Consider the following 17,087-nt stretch of genomic DNA (forward strand, 5'->3'; position numbering starts at 1 on the left):
ACCCGGAACCCCGGGAGCCCGAGCCACGTCATATGCCGCGTGCACTGATGAACCGGGTGTTGCCAAATCCCTTACAGCCGGTCGCCGGCTGTGCGAGAGTCGTCACTGCCCTCACCGTATGGGAGACAATATGCCGCCCCACCTCCATGCGGACACCCCGGGCTCCGAACCGTCCGAGCCCGGTCGTCTGGACGCCCTCATCACGCAGACGCAGCGGCTGCGCGGCGAACTCGACGCCGTGCGGCGGCAGTCCGAACCCGTCGAAGGACGAGGCGGTTCGGGCGTGGACGCGCGCTGGCAGCGGGCGCTCTGCGAACTCGCCGCCCAGCAACTGGCGGACCTGGGCGGCAACCTCGACCAGCTCCGCGAGGGCCTCGCCGACGAGGCACGGGCGGCGGCCCCCGCGCCCGAGGCCCCTCCGCACGCCGCGTACTCCCAGGACGCCGCGCCCCCCGAAACCGTGCCGTACGAGCAGAGCGCCGACCACCTGGTGGGACGCGTGGGCAGCGCCGAGTGGAAGCTGCTCACCGACGAGGTGCACTGGTCCGCCGCGCTCTACCGCATCTTCGGCCGCACGGAGGCCGACGGCCCCCTCTCCCTCGACGAACTCCCCTCCTGGGTACGCCAGGACGACCAGCCCGCGCTCGCCGCCGCCTTCACCGCCTGCCTCGTCGACGGCAGGCCCGTCGACCACGAGTTCCGCATCGCACGCCCCGACGGCTCGACGCGCACCGTCCACCTCCTCGGTGAGCCCGTGCTCACCGAGGAGGGCACGACGGCCTCGATGTGGGCCGTCGTCAAGGACGTCACCAGACTCCGCCGCACCGAGCGGGCGGCCGAGGAACACCGCGAGCAGCTCCGCCAGGAGCACCAGCGCGCGCAGACCGAGCGGCGCCTCGCCGTCGAACTCCAGGAGACCGTCCTCCCGCCGTGGCGCGGCTCGGTGCGCTTCCCGCAGGACGACGAGGAGCAGGACGGCGCACTCGACCTCGCCGCCCGCTACCTCCCCTCCGCCACCCGAGCCCTGATCGGCGGCGACTGGTACGACGCCATGGAACTCCCCGACGGCGCCACGCTGCTCACCGCGGGCGATCTCACGGGCCACGGGGTGGCGGCCACGTCCGGCATGGCGCTGCTCCTCGGCGCCGTGCGCGGAATGGCCGTCGCCAAGGTGCGCCCCGGCGCGCTCATGGGCCACCTCAACCAGTTACTCGACTCCGCCGCCCAGCCCGCGCTCGGCAGCGCTGTCTGCTGCCGCTACGAACCGGCCACGCGCACCCTCGCCTGGGCGCAGGCCGGCCACCCCGCGCCCCTGCTCTTCCGCGGCGGCACGGGGCGGGCCCTCCAACGTCCCGAGGGCGTCCTCCTCGGCGTCGCCACCGGTGCGACATACGAGCAGCGGGCGGAGCAACTCGCCCCGGGCGACGTCCTGATCCTCCACACCGACGGGCTCGCACCGCGCAGCGAGAGCCTCGGCCCCGACGCCTGCGGCACGGGCGCCGAACGCCTCCTCGCGCTGGCGCCGCGGTTCGCCGAGGCACGCACGGCGCAGGAGTGCGTACGTGCGGTCGCCGAGGAGTTCGAGGACGACGAGCGCGAGGACGACGCCTGCGTGTTGGTCGCGCGAGTGAGCGCCTGAGCACTCGCTGCGGACGCACCCGCAGGACGAGGCCGCTGCGCCGACCCGGTGGTCAGACGGCCCGGAGCCGCCTCGCCCCCTTGACCCCCCTGTCCTTGTCCGGTGCGGGTTTGGGGCCGCGGGGCAGCGTGGACGCGATCTCCTCGCGGAGGTCCTCGACGGTGCCGTGGCCGCTGAAGCGCCCGGTGAGGCGGTACATCTCGCGGAGCCTGTCCCAGGTGCGGTGCGAGGAGTTCTCGTTGATGGTGAGGAGCGCCAACCGCGCGTAGTTGTCGGCCTGTTCGGGGTCGTCCGCGATGAAGCACGCGGAGGCCATGGAGAGGTAGTCGAAGATCTTCGAGCGCTGGCGCTCGTCGCGGCGCAGGTCGAGTGCGAGCTTGGCGTGCTCCTCGGCCTTCTCCGCCGCCCGCGGTTCGTGCTCGGCGAGGGTGCGGTAGGCGAGCGCCTCCATACCGTGCAGGTCCGCCTTGTCGAACATCTGCATCCAGGTCGGTTGCGGGATGTCGTCGCGGTCGGAGGCGAAGAGCTCCTCGGCGGCGCCCAACGTTCGGCGCATCGCCTGGCCCTCGCCCTTGGACGCCTGCGCCCACGCCTCGATCGTGTCGAGCATCGCCCTGGTGCGGGGAAGGGTGCGGCCGTCGGCGCCGGCCTTGGCGAGCTTCATCAGGTCGAGCGCGTCGTCGGGACGTCCGAGGTGGACCATCTGGCGGGCGGCGCGCGAGAGCGCCTCGCCCGCACGCGGGCGGTCCCCGCCCTCTCGGGCCGCGTGCGCCGCGATCACGAAGTACTTCTGCGCCGTCGGCTCCAGGCCGACGTCGTGGGACATCCAGCCGGCGAGGACGGCGAGGTTCGCCGCGACCCCCCAGAGCCGCTGCTGGAGCTGCTCGGGGTGGCGGTACGCCAACATGCCGCCCACCTCGTTGAGTTGGCCGACGACCGCCTTGCGCTGCAAGCCGCCGCCGCGCGAGGCGTCCCAGGCCCGGAAGACCTCCACCGAGCGTTCCAGCGCCTCGATCTCCTGGGCGCCGACGGGCGCCGCCTCGTAGCGGTCGAGGGCCGCGTGGTCCATCTGGTGCGGGGCGTGACCCCCGTGGTCCGCCGGCAGCGCCGGGTCGGCCAACCAGTCGTACATGGCACCGGTGAGTGCCGCTCCTGCCGTGAGTGCGGAGCCCGCACCCACCAAGCCGCGTCGGTTGAGCATGAGGTCCATTCCCGTGAATTCGGTGAGGACCTCCGCGGTGTGCTTCGGATGCCAGGGCAGGTCCTCGGCCGACTCCTGCCGACCCGCCTTCCCGAGGCCGCCGAACCCGAGGTCCTCGATGGTCACGACACGGCCGAGACGCTCGGTGAAAAGGGAAGCCAGAACTCTCGGCACCGGTTCGCGCGGGGTCTCCCCCGTCTCGATCCAGCGCCGCACTCGCGAGGTGTCGGTCGCCAGCTGCGGATGGCCTTGGGCCGCCGCCTGCCGGTTCACGAGCCGGGCGAGTTCGCCCTTGGACCAGCCGGCGAGGCCGAAGAGGTCCGCGAGACGGGTGTTCGGTCCCTTGGTCACGTCAAGCCCCCAGGATCTCGGCTGAGTTGACAGTAGCGGCCGCCCGAAGGGGGCTGCGAGCATTCGCCAGGCTTCGCCAGGGTTCGCCAGATGGTGTGCCACCCGTACGCGGGTGTCGTGTAGGAACGCGCCACCCCGACCCGGTCCCTCGCGAGGCGGACCGGTCCGCTCCGAGTCCGCTCGGAGCCCGTCCAGTTCACCTCACACGGGTACTTGCGGAACGCCGAGTGCGCCCGGAAGCGCCCCGAGGGGAGCCCGGTTGCCGGGTTCCGCGACGGACGGAGCCGGCCGTACGCCCCGCAGGGCGACCGGACGGGAGCGCACGGAGAAGGGAGACCGCCGCACCCGCGGAGGTCCCGGAGAGGTCCGCGTACACGTCCGAGGGCGAACGGTCTCGGGCGCGGCGGGCCGTACCGCCGCCCAGGCGGTAGGTACACGTCGTACGGAAGGCGGTCCGCCGCCGTCCCAACGGCGCCGGGCACCGGGGAGTTCGGCCCCGCACCGTGCCACGGCGGCGGCCCGATTCAGCGAGGGTGCAGGTCACAGGGGCGCCGACGGGGTGAGGGTACGGGACCGCCGCGGTCGCTCGGCGCCGTGTGCGGCCGCGCCGGTGCGGGTCCTCCGCCACTCCCCAGGGGGCGGAGGGCCGCCGGGCCGGGGGCGCAGTTCACGTCGGTCGATCGTCGGCGCACGAAGGGAACCTGCTCGCCCATGTACCCAGCACTGTCTCCCGTGAGCGTGCCACCCCCGCAGCGCCCCGCATCCCCCGCGCGGGGGCTGTACTCGGGTCCGCACCCGCACGGCAGATCGCAGGTGCCGCCGCCCGGGCAGGCGCTCGCGGAGCCGCCGCGCGTATCGGGGCAGTCCCAGCCGGGTGCCGCACAGGGCCGCAGGTCGCGGCGCCCGTACACGGCGGCGCAGCCGCTCGGCGCCAGGGTGGACCTTTCCGGGCCGCAGGGTGCGCAGTTGCGTGCCGCCGTGGCGGCCGTGCGGAGGATCTGTCCCGACTTCCAGCCGGTGCAGATGCTCAGGCGCCGCGGGCGGACGGTGCTCCTCGCGGGGACGGCGGGACGCACGCCTGTGGTGGCCAAGTGCCTGCTGGAGGACAACTCCGCCTGGGCCGACCGTTTTCGGCACGAAATAGCGGTCTACCGGGCCTTCGTGCGCCACCGCCCGCCGGCCCGCACACCGCGCCTGATCGCCGCCGACCCCGAGAGCTGCACCCTCGTGATCGAGCGGGCGCCCGGACGCGTACCGGCGGCGCGACGGCACCCCTTCGAGCCCCCGTCGCGTACCGATCTCCACGCGATGATCGGTACGTTCGCGCGGCTCAACAGGTGGCAGCCACCGAAGTCGGCCTTCGAACGGCCCCTCGACTACCTCCAGCGCCTCTCGCGCTACCACGGCCTCGGCCTCCTCACCGACCGCGACTTCGGAGACCTCAAGAAGCTCTTGCACGGGGTCGCCCAGGCGGGCGGCGGCCACAGCCTCCCCCAGCAGTTCTGCCACGGCGACGCGCTCCCGACCAACACCCTCCTCTCCCCGACGGGCACCTCCCTCGTGGACTGGGAGCACGCCGGCTGGTACCTCCCCGGCTACGACCTCGCCACCCTCTGGGCGGTCCTCGGCGAAGCCCCCGAGGTGCGGCGGCAGATCAGCCAACTCGCCCAGTCCCAGGGCCCGGTGGCACGGGACTCCTTCCTGATCAACCTCATGGTGGTGCTCATGGGCGAGATCCGCGCCTACGAGAACGCCGTCCAGCGCACGATGCGGGGCCCGACGCCGGCGGAGCCGCCCGCGGTGGAGCCCGGGGCGGCGGGGATGTCGGCGGGCGAGCGGCAGCGTCTGCTCCTGCGTCGGCTCCACGACGACTGCGCCCTCGCACGGAACGCGGTGCGCGCCGCCGTCGGGACGCGCTGAGCGCGCCGGGCTCCTTCCCGCGAGGGGCAGGGCGAACTCGTCGGCTTACCGGAGTAGTTCGTACGGGTGGCGTCCGCCGAGGTTCGGCGGACGTCCGTCCGGGCGTCAGCGGTCCAGTCCTCTGGCGCCCCGCAGGCCCGCGCGCCGACACCGCCGACGGGGCGTCCGCGGCGGGGCTGACGTGCGGTGTCCGCTCCGCTGCAGGGTGATTGACGGATCGTCGGGCAGCCGATACCCCTGTGGTCTGCTCGCGCCGTGAGCCCGCGGCGCACCGTCCGAGGAGGCCGTCTTGCCGGAGCCGTTGTCGGATCGCCCGCCGTCCGAGTCCGCCGCTCTTCCCGCGCACGCGCCGGCGCGGCCGTCCGCTCCGCCCGGTGGCCGCAGGCGCCGGAGAGCAAGCGCCGCGGTGGTGTGCCTCGCGTCTGCGGCGCTGGTGGTGCCGCTGCTCTCCGCCGGGGCGCCGGCAGGTGCGGAGGAGAGCGGGCCGGACGCGCTTCAGCGGCAGTTCGAGCGCGCCGCCGAGGAGTACGACGTCCCCGTCGACGTACTCCTCGGCGTCTCGTACCTCCAGTCCCGGTGGGACGCGCACGCCGGAGCGCCGAGCGTCTCCGGCGGCTACGGGCCCATGCACCTCACGGACGCCCGCAAGGCCCTTGCGACCTCCACCGCACCCGGCCACGGCCACGCGGAGGACCCCCGCGGCGACCCCTCGCGCAGCGCACGCACCACCGCGGCGAGCGCCGCCCCCGCCGCTGCCGAACTCCCCGCCCGGCTGCGGACGTTGCCCCGTGCCGCACAGCTCACCGGCCTCTCCGCCACGGAGCTCCGTACCACGCCCGAGGCGAACCTCCGAGGCGGCGCCGCACTGCTCGCCGACGCGCAGAAGCGCCTCGGCAAGCCCGCCGACGCGGACCCGGCGGCCTGGTTCGAGGCGGTGGCGTCCTACCCGTCGGGCGGCGCGAAGCCGAGCGCCACCGCCTTCGCCCGCGACGTCTTCGACGTGGTGCGCGCGGGCGAGGAGCGCACCACCGACACCGGTGCGAAGGTCACGCTGCGTTCGCACCCCCAACTCCGCGCTCCGTCCGCCGCCGCGGGGCGCGCGGGCGGCGCCGAGTGCCCGTCGAGCGCCGACTGCGAGTGGTATCCCGCCCCGTACGAGGAGTACGAGGGCGACGACGGCACCCAGGACTACGGCAACCACGACACTTCCCGCCGCCCCTCCTCGCACAGGATCGACCACATCGTCGTCCACGACACCGAGGCGACCTACGAGGGGACGCTGAAACTCGTCAAGGACCCGCAGTACGTCTCCTGGAACTACACGCTGCGCTCCTCCGACGGGCACATCGCGCAGCACGTCCGCAACCGCGACACCGCCTGGCACGCGGGCAACTGGTACATGAACGCCAAGTCCGTCGGCATCGAGCACGAGGGTTTCCTCACCGACCCCGACGCCTGGTACACGGAGGCGATGTACCGCTCCTCGGCCCGCCTCGTCCGCTACCTCGCCCACAGGTACGACGTCCCGCTCGACCGCCAGCACATCGTCGGCCACGACAACGTCCCCGCCACCACGACCTCCGGCATCCCCGGCATGCACACCGACCCGGGCCCCTACTGGGACTGGCAGCGCTACTTCGCGCTGCTCGGTGCCCCGTTCGAGCCGCACGGGAGCCGGCACGCCGGGCTGGTGACCATCGCGCCCGAGTACGCCCGGAACCGTCCGGAGTACACCGGTTGCGAGGGGTCGGAGGCCACGAGCGAGCACGCCGGCTCGAAGAAGGCGTGCCCGGAGCACGGCTCGTCCGCCGTGCGCCTCCACACCCGCCCGAGCGCGGACTCCCCGCTCGTCAACGACGCAGGGCTGCGCCCCGACGGCACCCCCGCGACGAAGGACGTCAACGACACGGGCGCCCGTGCCACCACGGGCCAGCAGTTCGCGGTCGCCGGGCGGCAGGGCGAGTGGACGGCGATCTGGTACCTCGGAGCCAAGGCCTGGTTCCACAACCCCGCGAAGCACCCCACGGCGGTACCGGCTCGCGGCAGGACGGTCACGCCGAAGAAGGGCGCGGGAGAGGTGCCCGTCTACGGCGTCGCGTACCCGGAGGAGTCCGCGTACCCGGAGGGCATCCCCGCACAGAAGCTCTCCCCGCTGCCGTACAAGCTCTCCGCGGGGCAGAAGTACGCGACGCCGGGGCGTGAGGTGCGAGGTGAGTACCTCTGGGCGAAGGATTTCGACCCGAAGGGCGAGAAGTTCCGGGTCGTGCGCGGCGATCTCACGTACTACCAGATCCAGTTGGGGCACCGGGTGGCGTTCGTGAAGGCGGACGACGTCGTCCTCGGCCGCTCGGCGAAGTAGCAGGCGCGGGCCCGGCGGCCGGGAGTCGCCGGGCCTCCGCCTGCTCTCAGCACACCAAGTACGTTTGTGACACGGAGCGTTGGCCCGGACGTCCGCCTGCGGCGGTGCCTCAGCGCTGTTGGAAGAGCTCGGCCGGGAGGGGCTTGAGCAGCGTGTAGAGGTCGTTGGTGATCGGGCGGTCCCAACTGGCGATCGTCACCAGGACGCCGTCGCTCCGGTCGAACTGCACGCAGGAGATGCGCTCCTCGGAGCAGACCACGCGGCGGACGATGAGGAGGTTGTCCCCCTGCATCACGGGGTCCTCCTCGACGCGGAGCACCTCGACGGGCTCGTCGTTCTCCAGCGCCGCCAGCAGATGGGCGACCTCGAAGGGCACGTCCCCCTCCTCGATCTCGCGGGCGGGCGAGCCCTCGGGGAGGTTGCCGATCACCATGGCGGGGCCGCGCCCGCCGAAGAGATCGTAGCGCAGGAAGACCCCTTGGCAGCTCCCGTCGGGTGCGGGGAGCAGGCCGGCGCCGAGGTTGCCGGGCCAGTCGGTCGGGTCCATGGCCAGGACATCAAAATCCGGACCGGCTGGCGTTGCGGCACTGCGACGGCGGAGGAACGACATACGGCCATGGTACGTGGCGCCGCGGAAAGCCGACCTCGGGTCCTCCCCTCGCCAGAGCACCGGCGGTGACGTCGGGCCGGGCGCGGTGGAGGGGGAAGCGACGAGGAGGCAGGGGGCCGGAGCCGGTGTGTTCGTCGGTCCGCCGAAGCCAACTTCCGTACGCACTCCCCCTGTCGAGCCGGGAGCGCGGGGCCGGGTCGGCACGGGCCCCGGGCCGGCTGCGTAGGAGGTCTCGCTCCCCTACCGACGACCGCTCCCGAGGACATGCGGGCAGCGCACGGCACGGTTCACGAGGCGCACGGGCACCACTCCGTGCCGTGTCCGTGCGGCTCCGGGCGTCGAGGCGGCCGAGGTCGCGGCGGTGGCTGCCGCGGGGTTCTCGGTGCTGGGGGCTGTACGGTGCGGCGGGGTGGCGGCAGCCGCCGCACCGAAGTGCGGCGGGTGCTTCCCGCCCACGCCGTGTCCCGCGGCGGGTGGCGGCACTCGGGAGAGGAGAAGCCGCGCGGGTCGTTCCGGTCCGGTACCCACCACTCGAACCGGTGGCGGTCGTCCGAGAGGAGATGCCGCCCTGCTGAGGCCGAGCCCGGACGAAGCGGCGCGCATACGACCGGGCGACGCTCGCCGATCCCTCTACGCGGCTTCCCGGGGGTAGTCCGGTCAGGCCACCGACAGGCTGTCGCGCCCCCGAGGGCGAGCCGACGTCTCGACGCCCGAACCGCCCTGCGCCACTCGCCAGTTGACCCGCACGGCGCGCAGCCGGCCGAGCCGTGCACCGGCCCGGCCGACCGTGCACCGGCCTGCCGGTCCGGTCACTCGGCGAGGAACGCCCCCACGGTCGCCGCGAACTCGCGGGGCCGCTCCTCGTGGACGAGGTGGCCGCCGCCCTCGACCGTCACCGTCCTGGCGTCGGGCATCCGCTCCGCCATCAGCTCCATGTCCCGCTGCGCGAGGTGGCTCTCCGGGCCGCCGGCGACGAGAAGCGCGGGCGAGGTGATGTCGGCGAGCCGCTCCCACCAGTCCGGCTTGGGCGAGTTCCGTTCCTGCGTGAACTGAACCTTCACCTCCCAGTCGAAGAGGAGCCGGCCGGCGGGCCGCTCCGGCACCTCCAGCGGGACCGCGAGCGGACGCAGCGGGGCGGGCTCCTCCAGGACCAACCGTACGACGCGGGACGGCTGTTCCTGCGCGAGCAGGTAGGCGAGGATCGAGCCGTACGAATGGCCGACGAGGACGACGCGGTCGAGCGCGAGCGCGTCGAGGAAGGCAGCGAGGTCGTCGCGCTGCTGCTCCAGGCCGTACGTGCCCGGCCAGTCGCTCGCCCCGTGCCCTGTCAAGTCAGGTGCGTACAGGCGGTGTTCGGCGGAGAGATGGGAGAGGAGCGGCCCGCGCCAGTCCTCTCCGTCCTCCCCGAGCGCATGGAGGAGGACGACCGGCGTGCCCTCGCCTCCGCCCCAGGTGCGGTACGCGAGCTGCACGCGTCCCGCCTGGACGGAGCGGGTCTCGGAGTTCGTCGTTGTCGGTGCGTTCGACGTGTCCGTCATGGCGCGACCGTACTCCCCGCACGGCAGGGCGTGGAGTCAGCGGGCCGCACCGTACGCCGCGCTGCCGGTGGAGCGGCGCAGCGCCTCCGCCGCCTCGGCGGTGCGGCCCAACTGCGCGAGGCAGTGGGCGAGGTCGCTGCGGCTGGTGAGCGTCTCCGGGTGCGCGGCGCCGAGGGTCCGCTGCCGCGCGGCCGCGACCTGCTCGTACACCTCGAGGGCCTCCTGCCAGCGGCCCAACCAGCCGAGCCCGACGGCCACTTCGCGGCGGCTCGCGAGGGCGTCCGGGTGCTCGGGCCCGAGCACGCGCTCACGGACGGCGCCGACATCGCGCGCCTCGCCGAGGGCCTCGTCCCAGCGGCCGAGCCTGCCGAGGTTGACGCCGTAGCCGTGCCGGGCGCGGAGCGTCTCGGGGTCCTCCGGGCCCTGCGTGCGCCCGCGCGCTTCGGCGAGCGCGCGGAAGAGGTCGAGCGCCTCCTCGGCGCGCCCGAGCCGGCCGAGGCTGATGCCGGTCTCATAACGCGCGTCAAGGGTGTCGGGGTGCTCGGGTCCGAGGACGCGGGCCCGAGCCGCGGTGAGCGCGCGGTAGACGCCGAGCGCCTCCTCCCAGCGCCCCAACCTGCCGAGCGCGTAACCGACTTCGTAGCGGCTGGTGAGGGTGTCCGGGTGCGTGGGGCCGAGCACCTCGGCGCGTGCCTCGGCCACCGCGGCGGCCTCGCGGTACGCCTCCTCCCTCCGGTCGAGGCGGCCGAGGGTGAAGGCGAGGTTGTGGCGGCAGCGCAGGGTGTCGGGGTGGTCCTCGCCCGCCGTCGCGCGGCGTACGGCGAGCACCTGGGCGTAGATCTGGTGCGCGGCCTCGTGGCGGCCGAGGCGGCCGAGCACGTACGCCGCCTCCTGCTGCGCGGCGAGGGTGTCCGGATGCCCGGCACCGAGCTGCGCCGTGCGGGCTGCGGCGACGAGTTCGTACTCGCGAAGGGCCTCCGGGTGGCGGCCGAGGCGGTTGAGGGCGAATGCGGTTTCGTACCGGCTGCCGAGCGTCTCGGGATGGCTCGGGCCGAGCGCCTGCCCCCGAGCGGCCGCGACGTCGCGGTGCGCCTGGAGCGCCTCGGGCCAGCGCCCTTCGCGCCCGAGGCGGACGGCGGCGCTGTGGCGGCTGCGCAGCAGCATGGGCGTCGCCGGGTCGTCGGCCGGCGGTGGCTGCGGCGCCGGAGTCGGCTCGAACGGGCCTGTGAGGCCCGTCCATCGACCGGTGAGGGCGGCGACGTGCGGCGGCGTCGCCTGGCGGTCGGCGCCGCGGCCGGCGGGCGAACCGGCGCCGATGCCGTGCGACCAGGCGGGCGGCGGCTGAGGCGCGCCCCTGGTGCGCGCCCGCGCGAGAGGGGCGGCGAGGTGGGCGGCGTCGGAGGGGCGGTGCGCCGGGTCCTTGGCGAGGAGGGCGAGGATCGCCTCCGCGAGCGGTTCGGGGAGTTCGGGTCGCACCTCGCGGGGCGCGCGGGGGGCCGTGTCGCGGTGGCCGACCAGGACGGACCAGGCGTCCTCGTAGTCGAACGGGGGTCGGCCCGTGGCGACTTCGTAGAGCACGCACCCGAAGGAGTACAGGTCGCTGCGGCGGTCGACGGGGTGCCCCGCGATCTGCTCGGGAGACATGTAGTGCGGGGTGCCCATCGCCATGCGCGAGCCGGTCAGCTTGCCGGTGAGGCCGATCTCGTGGCCGATCCGCGCGATGCCGAAGTCGCAGATCTTCACGGTGCCGTCGGAGGTCCTGACGACGTTCGCCGGCTTCAGGTCGCGGTGCACGACGCCCTGCTCGTGCGTGTAGGCGAGCGCCTCGGCGACCTGCTCGGCGACCCGCAGCACTTCGTCGACGGGCAGCGCGGCGCCGGAGTCGGCGAGAAGCCGCCCCAGGTTGGCGCCGTCGAGCAGCTCCATGACGAGGTAGAGCAGGCCCTGGTGCTCGCCGAAGTCGTGGACGACCGTCACCCCGCGGTGCTGGAGCCCCGCGGCGACGCGCGCCTCGCGGCGGAACCGCTCCCTCAGCACCGGCATGAACGGCCCGCCGTCCGATCCCTCGCCCGGTGCGGAGAGCGGCTTGAGGCACTTGACGGCGACGTGCCGCCCCAGCGACTCGTCCCGTGCCCGCCACACCTCGCCCATGCCGCCGCGGCCGATCAGATCGAGCAGCCGGTACCGGCCCTGGATCAGCGCGCTCTCCCCCATGTGTAGCTGTCGCCCCCGTCGTCGGCCGAATGCCCTCCCCGTCCACAGTATGGCGCGACGCGCGTCCACTGGGTATGGCCGCCCGATCCGGGGACGGACGGCGGCCTTTCGGCGGGCGTCGCGGCCCGTTAGCGTCGAAGAAGCGCAATTGCGCGCGGAGGGGGACCCATGGCGGTGCGACCACGGCGGGACGGCCCGACCCCGGAAGAGGTCGGCGCGATGTACGACACGCACGGGGAGATGCTCTCCATGCTCCTCGGCAGCAGCGCCGTGCACATCGGCATGTACGTGCCGGACGAGGCCCCGGCGCCCGTCACCGACCTGGTCGCGCTCTCCGACGCCGCGCAGGACCGCCAGACGGACTCACTCATCGAGATCCTGTCGCTCGGCCCCCGGGACCATCTCCTCGACATCGGCTGCGGGACGGGCGGCCCCGCGGTGGAGTTGGCGCTGCGCAGCGGGGCGCGGGTCACCGGAGTCACCGTCAGCGCCGAGCAGTTGGCGCAGTGCGAGGAGCGGGCGCAGGACGCGGACGTCGCCGGGCGGGTCAGGTTCGCGCACGGCAACGCCATGGACCTGGCGCTGCCCGACGGCTCCTTCGACGCGGCCTGGTCGATCGACTGCTTCCCCCATCTCACGGACCGCGCCGCAGCGCTGCGCGAGGCGGCTCGCGTGCTGCGCCCCGGCGGCCGGCTGGTCGCGACCGACTTCACCGACCGCAGCACCCCGCCGCCCGAACTGGTGGACGCGTACCGGCGGCTGTGGAGCAGCCCGGCACCGACCGCCTTCGACACGCTCCTCGCCGAGGTCCGGGAGTCCGGTCTCGAGCTGGTGCGGGTGTGGAACCGGACGAGCAATGTCGCGCTCGCCGGCGAGCTGATGCACGCCGTCTTTCAGGACCGCAGGCAGGAGATGACGGAGCTGTACGGCGCCGAGGCCGTCGAGCACACGGCGGAACTGGTCGCGCCGTTCCGTGCGTACTGCCGGGACCACCTCGACTACTACCAGTTGCTCCTGCGCCGCCCGGCCTGACACCGCACCGGGTGGCCCGGCGGCTGTTGCGGTCGCGGTCGGTCGCGTGCCGGACTACCGTCGTCGGACATACGGGGCATACCGGGGCGTCTGCCCAGCAGACGTCCCGCGGCCCCGTGGTCCGCAGGTAGCCCCGTAGCCGTGCCGGTTCCGCGCTCTGCGGTGCGGGCGCCGCACGCGAGGAGGTCCGGATGACGCCTCGTCACGCCGCTCCGCGCGGCGGAGGCCGCCCGCAGCAGCAGTCCGCACCCGAAGGGAACGTTCCGCACCGGTGGTGGGCGCTGGCCGTGATCGGACTGGCGCAGCTCATGGTCGTCCTCGACGCGACGATCGTGAACATCGCACTGCCCTCGGCGCAGCGCTCGCTCGGCTTCGGCAACGACGGGCGGCAGTGGGTGATCACTGCGTATTCGCTCGCCTTCGGGAGCCTGCTGCTGCTCGGCGGGCGCCTCGCCGACCTCTTCGGACGGCGGCGTACGTTCATCGTCGGCCTCATCGGGTTCGCGTGCGCCTCCGCCATCGGCGGTACGGCGCACAGCTTCACGATGCTCATCAGCGCGCGTGCCCTCCAGGGGATGTTCGGCGCCGTCCTCGCACCCTCGGCTCTCTCGCTGCTCACCACGACCTTCACCGACCCCGTCGAACGCGCCAGGGCCTTCGGGGTCTTCGGCGCCATCGCGGGCTCGGGGGGCGCCATCGGGCTGCTCCTCGGCGGCCTCCTCACCGAGCACCTGAGCTGGCGCTGGACGCTGTACGTCAACGATGTCATCGCCGTGCTCGCCGTCGTCGGCGCGCTGGCCTTCCTCCGCAGCCGCGCGCCCGCCCAGCGACCCCGCCTCGACCTGCCGGGCGCGGCGCTCGTCGGCGTCGGGCTCTTCTGCGTCGTCTACGGCTTCTCCAACGCCGAGACGCACGGCTGGAGCAACTGGATGTGCTGGGTCTTCCTCATCGCGGCCGGCGTGCTGCTGGGCGCCTTCGGATTCTGGGAGCGGGGTGCGCCCCATCCGCTCCTCCCGCCGCGCGTCGTCGCCGACCGCAACCGCACCGGCTCCTTCCTCAGCGTCTTCATCGCCGGAGCCGGCATGTTCGGCGTCTTCCTCTTCCTCACCTACTACCTGCAGACGGTGATGGAGTACACCCCGGTCCGCACCGGGCTCGCCTTCCTGCCGATGGTCGGCATGCTGATGGCGACCGCTCAGCTCTCCACCAACATCCTCGTCCCCTACGTCGGTCCGAAGGCGACGGTGCCGACCGGGATGGGTCTCGCCACCGGCGGCATGGTCCTGTTGACGATGCTCGACGCGCACAGCAGCTACGTACCGCACGTCCTGGCGCCCCTGCTCGTCCTCGGGTTCGGCATCGGCCTGGTGATGCCGCCGGCGATGAGCCTCGCGACGCTCGGCGTCGCCGCCCGCGACCAGGGCGTGGCTTCGGCGACCGTCAACACCATGCAGCAGGTCGGCGGGTCGATCGGCACCGCGTTCTTCAACACGATGGCGACGACCTCGGCCTCCCGCTTCGCCAAGGCGCACGCGGGCGAGCCGAACCTCGCGGTCCGCGCCAACCTGCACAGCTACCAGACCGCCTACACCACGGCGGGCTGCTTCTTCGTCGCCGGCTTCCTCGTCTCCGTCGTGCTGTACCGCAGGGGCCGCCCGTACGAGCAGACGCCGACGCTCGGGCCGGAGACGGAGGCGGGCGGGCAGCGGGCGGAGAGCTGAACCGGCTCGCGCGGAGTCCGACTCGGGTGCGGGCGGCTGCCGTTGTGGTGCGAGCGGCTCCTACGGCTCCGGGCGCAGCAGTCGCAAGAGGCTGCCACTGAGGGCGGACTCGGCCTCCTCGGCCGTCATACGGTCCGCGGCGGTCTGTTCCGCCGCGGTGTGCGCGAGCGCGATGATCGCCTCGACGAGCCAGGCGGCCGGGAGCTGGTCCCCGAACTCGCCGCTGCCCTGTCCGCGTCGGACGATCTCGGAGAGCCGCTCGACGATCGGGCGGTGCAGCTCCCGCGACCGCTCCGAGCTGAGCGGTCGGTCCCGCAGCAGCGGCTGCCGGTCGGCCAGTCGCCGGCTCGCCTCCAGCGACCGCAGCAGAGCGGCCTCGGCCGACTCCGCTTCCGCCGCCGAGGCGTCCATGGCGGCGACGACCTCGGCGGTGACGTGGTCGAGCACCGCGTCCAGCAGCTTCTCCCTCGAGCCGAAGTGCGCGTACACCGTCTGCCTGCTCACGCCCGCCGCCTTGGCGATGTCGTCGAGCCCTGCTTCGGGCCTTCCCGCGAGGACGTGTACGGCGGCGGAAAGCACCGACGCGCGGCTCCGCAGGGCGTCGGCGCGGCGGCGGGGTGCCCCGCCGCCCTTCGGTTCGGACATCGTCGGCCACCCTAGCAAAGATTGACAACCCTGTAAGGATTCCCCTAACTTTGACAACCACGTCAAATTTCTGCCGCACACAAGGCGCCGGGGGGTTCTGGTGGAGTTATCACAGTGGGTACGGGAGCAAGCGTTCAGGGCCGGGACGATCGACCCGGCTGCGCCGCTCGACGACCTCGCACCGCTGCGCCCGTTGATCGGTGACGCCCGCGTGGTCGCGCTCGGCGAAAGCGCCCACCACGTCCGCGAGTTCGCCCTGCTCCGCCACCGTCTGCTGCGCTTCCTCGTCGAGAGGTGCGGCTTCGACGTGTACGCCTTCGAGGCGCCGTATCTCGCCTCCGAGGCACTCGACGCGTGGGTGTGCGGCGGCCCCGGGGACCTCGCCGAACTGACCGGCTCGCCCGCCATGGCGCTGGCCCGCTCCCCCGCCGTGCACGACGCGCTCTCGTGGATGCGGGAGCACAACGCGACGGCGGAGCGCCCGGTGCGCTTCGCCGGAACGCTCGCCGGCGACGGCGGCACCTCGCCGCTGCCCGAACTGGTCAGGCTCCGCGCCATCCTGAGCGGCAGCGACCCGGACGCGCTCCCGCTGCTGGACCGCGCACTCGCCGCTGCGGAGACCTTCCACACCGAGAACCCGCTCCACTCCTTCACCCGCTACCAGGCACTCGACGACTCCGTCCGGGACGCGCTCACCGCGGCCCTGAGCCGCCTCCTCGCCCGGCTGGAGAGCACCGTTGCGCGGCAGGACGAGGCCATGGCCGTGCTGCGCGGCGCCTGGCTCGTCGACCACCTCCAACGCGACGTGTCCGGACGGGGGTTGGCGCTCGGCTCGGCCTCGCTCGACGCGTTCATCGCCGAGTCGGTGCTCCGGATTCTCGCCCGCACACCCGACTCGAAGATCGTCCTCGCACTCCACAACGTCCACCTGCGCACCGCGCCGGTCGCGCACGACGGGCCCTCGGGGCTCTTCCCCGCCGGATACCACCTGCGCAGGGAGTTGGGCGACGGCTACCTCGCGATCGCGGCGACGGGCGGACGGGGTCACGTCGTCTCCGAGCCCTACGACCCCGACGCCCCCAGTGGGCTCCGCCTCTTCGAGCGTGCCCTGCCTCCTCCCCAACCCGACAGCATCGAGGCGGCGTTCGGCGACACCGCGGCCCTGACCGTCGCAGACCTGCGAGCGGCGGACGCCGAGGACGCCGCACGCTTCCGCAAGTTCCGTGCGCAGGACGAGTTCCTCGAGCTGCCGGTGTTCGACGCGCTGGACGCCGTGGCCTACCTGCCGCGGCTGACCACCGATCCCCCGCGGGCCGACGACAGTCACCCGTCCGACGAGAGAGGCGCACGGCTGTGACCGCACAACGGAGCACCCACGCGCGCGTCGCCACCTCCGTCGCGCTCGTGTCGACGGGACTGCTGGCCGGCGCGTTCCTCTACGGCTGGGCCGTGGAGGCACCGACCTTCGACGACGTCCCGCTCGACGTCCACCTGGCCTACCGGGTCCGACTGATGGAAAGGAACGGCGCCGCCATGCCGCTGCTGGGTTCGGTCGCGACGGCCGCCGGCCTCTGGTCGGCTGCGACGACGAGAGGCGCCGCCCGGCTCTCCGCCGCCGGAGCCGCCGGCCTGGCGGGCGCCTCCCTCCTCGTCACCCGGTTCGGCAACGTCCCGATCAACGGCGAGATCAGGAGGTGGGCCGCCGGCGACGTCCCCGCCGACCACCAGGCGCGACTGGACACTTGGAGCCTGTTCCACGACATCCGCTTCGCCGCGGCAGCCGGGGCTCTCGTCCTGGCCGTCCTGGCAGCCGACCGGGCCACGGCGGGGCGAAGCTCGTAACGTCCCTGCGGCCGA

The 17,087-nt window shown here is 73.6% G+C and carries 12 protein-coding genes; 7 read left to right on the plus strand and 5 right to left on the minus strand.

Features of this window, described 5'->3' with window-relative positions:
- The first annotated feature begins 130 nt into the window (after positions 1 to 130).
- Positions 131 to 1,639, plus strand: a complete 1,509-nt coding sequence (locus tag F603_RS0112095) for a PP2C family protein-serine/threonine phosphatase (protein ID WP_019546268.1) — start codon at positions 131 to 133, stop codon at positions 1,637 to 1,639.
- Positions 1,640 to 1,691: 52 nt separating this feature from the next.
- Here the strand turns inward: F603_RS0112095 and F603_RS0112100 are convergent, their stop codons facing one another.
- A complete protein-coding gene (locus F603_RS0112100) occupies positions 1,692 to 3,191 on the minus strand; it encodes a DNA-binding protein NsdB (RefSeq protein ID WP_019546269.1) in 1,500 nt (499 codons plus the stop codon).
- 711 nt (positions 3,192 to 3,902) lie between these two features.
- Between F603_RS0112100 and F603_RS31990 the strand changes: the two genes are divergently transcribed.
- Positions 3,903 to 5,111 (plus strand): aminoglycoside phosphotransferase family protein, encoded by a 1,209-nt coding sequence (locus F603_RS31990; RefSeq protein WP_026328348.1) that lies wholly within the window; start codon positions 3,903 to 3,905, stop codon positions 5,109 to 5,111.
- 406 nt (positions 5,112 to 5,517) lie between these two features.
- Positions 5,518 to 7,470 (plus strand): N-acetylmuramoyl-L-alanine amidase, encoded by a 1,953-nt coding sequence (locus tag F603_RS0112110; RefSeq protein WP_019546271.1) that lies wholly within the window; start codon positions 5,518 to 5,520, stop codon positions 7,468 to 7,470.
- A gap of 109 nt (positions 7,471 to 7,579) precedes the next feature.
- Here the strand turns inward: F603_RS0112110 and F603_RS0112115 are convergent, their stop codons facing one another.
- From F603_RS0112115 to F603_RS36230, 3 genes are all read right to left on the minus strand, one after another.
- Positions 7,580 to 8,080, minus strand: a complete 501-nt coding sequence (locus F603_RS0112115; protein ID WP_026328349.1) for a hypothetical protein — start codon at positions 8,078 to 8,080, stop codon at positions 7,580 to 7,582.
- An 809-nt stretch (positions 8,081 to 8,889) separates the two neighbouring features.
- Complete coding sequence (locus tag F603_RS0112120; RefSeq protein ID WP_019546272.1) at positions 8,890 to 9,618, minus strand: alpha/beta fold hydrolase; 729 nt, start codon at positions 9,616 to 9,618, stop codon at positions 8,890 to 8,892.
- A 36-nt stretch (positions 9,619 to 9,654) separates the two neighbouring features.
- Positions 9,655 to 11,832 (minus strand): serine/threonine-protein kinase, encoded by a 2,178-nt coding sequence (locus tag F603_RS36230; RefSeq protein WP_019546273.1) that lies wholly within the window; start codon positions 11,830 to 11,832, stop codon positions 9,655 to 9,657.
- Between the two features lie 168 nt (positions 11,833 to 12,000).
- Here F603_RS36230 and F603_RS0112130 point away from each other — a divergent pair, with 168 nt between their 5' ends.
- Complete coding sequence (locus F603_RS0112130; RefSeq protein ID WP_019546274.1) at positions 12,001 to 12,864, plus strand: SAM-dependent methyltransferase; 864 nt, start codon at positions 12,001 to 12,003, stop codon at positions 12,862 to 12,864.
- Between the two features lie 191 nt (positions 12,865 to 13,055).
- Positions 13,056 to 14,585 (plus strand): MFS transporter, encoded by a 1,530-nt coding sequence (locus F603_RS0112135; protein WP_019546275.1) that lies wholly within the window; start codon positions 13,056 to 13,058, stop codon positions 14,583 to 14,585.
- 60 nt (positions 14,586 to 14,645) lie between these two features.
- Here the strand turns inward: F603_RS0112135 and F603_RS0112140 are convergent, their stop codons facing one another.
- Entirely contained in the window at positions 14,646 to 15,230 is a 585-nt protein-coding gene (locus tag F603_RS0112140) for a TetR/AcrR family transcriptional regulator (protein ID WP_019546276.1), read from the minus strand.
- A gap of 100 nt (positions 15,231 to 15,330) precedes the next feature.
- Here F603_RS0112140 and F603_RS31995 point away from each other — a divergent pair, with 100 nt between their 5' ends.
- Both F603_RS31995 and F603_RS32000 read left to right on the plus strand, forming a co-directional pair.
- The gene (locus F603_RS31995; RefSeq protein WP_019546277.1) at positions 15,331 to 16,587 is read left to right on the plus strand and encodes an erythromycin esterase family protein; all 1,257 of its coding nucleotides are present in this window, start codon (positions 15,331 to 15,333) and stop codon (positions 16,585 to 16,587) included.
- Positions 16,584 to 17,072 carry an anthrone oxygenase family protein gene (locus F603_RS32000; protein ID WP_019546278.1) on the plus strand — a complete coding sequence of 163 codons (489 nt, stop codon included), beginning with the start codon at positions 16,584 to 16,586 and terminating at the stop codon, positions 17,070 to 17,072. Before F603_RS31995 ends, F603_RS32000 begins: the two co-directional genes overlap by 4 nt.
- The last annotated feature ends 15 nt before the right edge of the window (positions 17,073 to 17,087 follow it).

This window comes from Streptomyces sulphureus DSM 40104 (assembly GCF_000381025.1).
GTDB lineage: Bacteria > Actinomycetota > Actinomycetes > Streptomycetales > Streptomycetaceae > Streptomyces > Streptomyces sulphureus.

Bases quoted from the DNA above. Each gene is read 5' to 3' on its own strand.
- F603_RS0112095 (WP_019546268.1), top strand. From the start codon at position 131: ATGCCGCCCCACCTCCATGCGGACACCCCGGGCTCCGAACCGTCCGAG.
- F603_RS0112135 (WP_019546275.1), top strand. From the start codon at position 13,056: ATGACGCCTCGTCACGCCGCTCCGCGCGGCGGAGGCCGCCCGCAGCAG.
- F603_RS0112115 (WP_026328349.1), bottom strand. From the start codon at position 8,080: ATGTCGTTCCTCCGCCGTCGCAGTGCCGCAACGCCAGCCGGTCCGGAT.
- F603_RS36230 (WP_019546273.1), bottom strand. From the start codon at position 11,832: ATGGGGGAGAGCGCGCTGATCCAGGGCCGGTACCGGCTGCTCGATCTG.
- F603_RS0112130 (WP_019546274.1), top strand. From the start codon at position 12,001: ATGGCGGTGCGACCACGGCGGGACGGCCCGACCCCGGAAGAGGTCGGC.
- F603_RS31990 (WP_026328348.1), top strand. From the start codon at position 3,903: ATGTACCCAGCACTGTCTCCCGTGAGCGTGCCACCCCCGCAGCGCCCC.
- F603_RS0112140 (WP_019546276.1), bottom strand. From the start codon at position 15,230: ATGTCCGAACCGAAGGGCGGCGGGGCACCCCGCCGCCGCGCCGACGCC.
- F603_RS0112120 (WP_019546272.1), bottom strand. From the start codon at position 9,618: ATGACGGACACGTCGAACGCACCGACAACGACGAACTCCGAGACCCGC.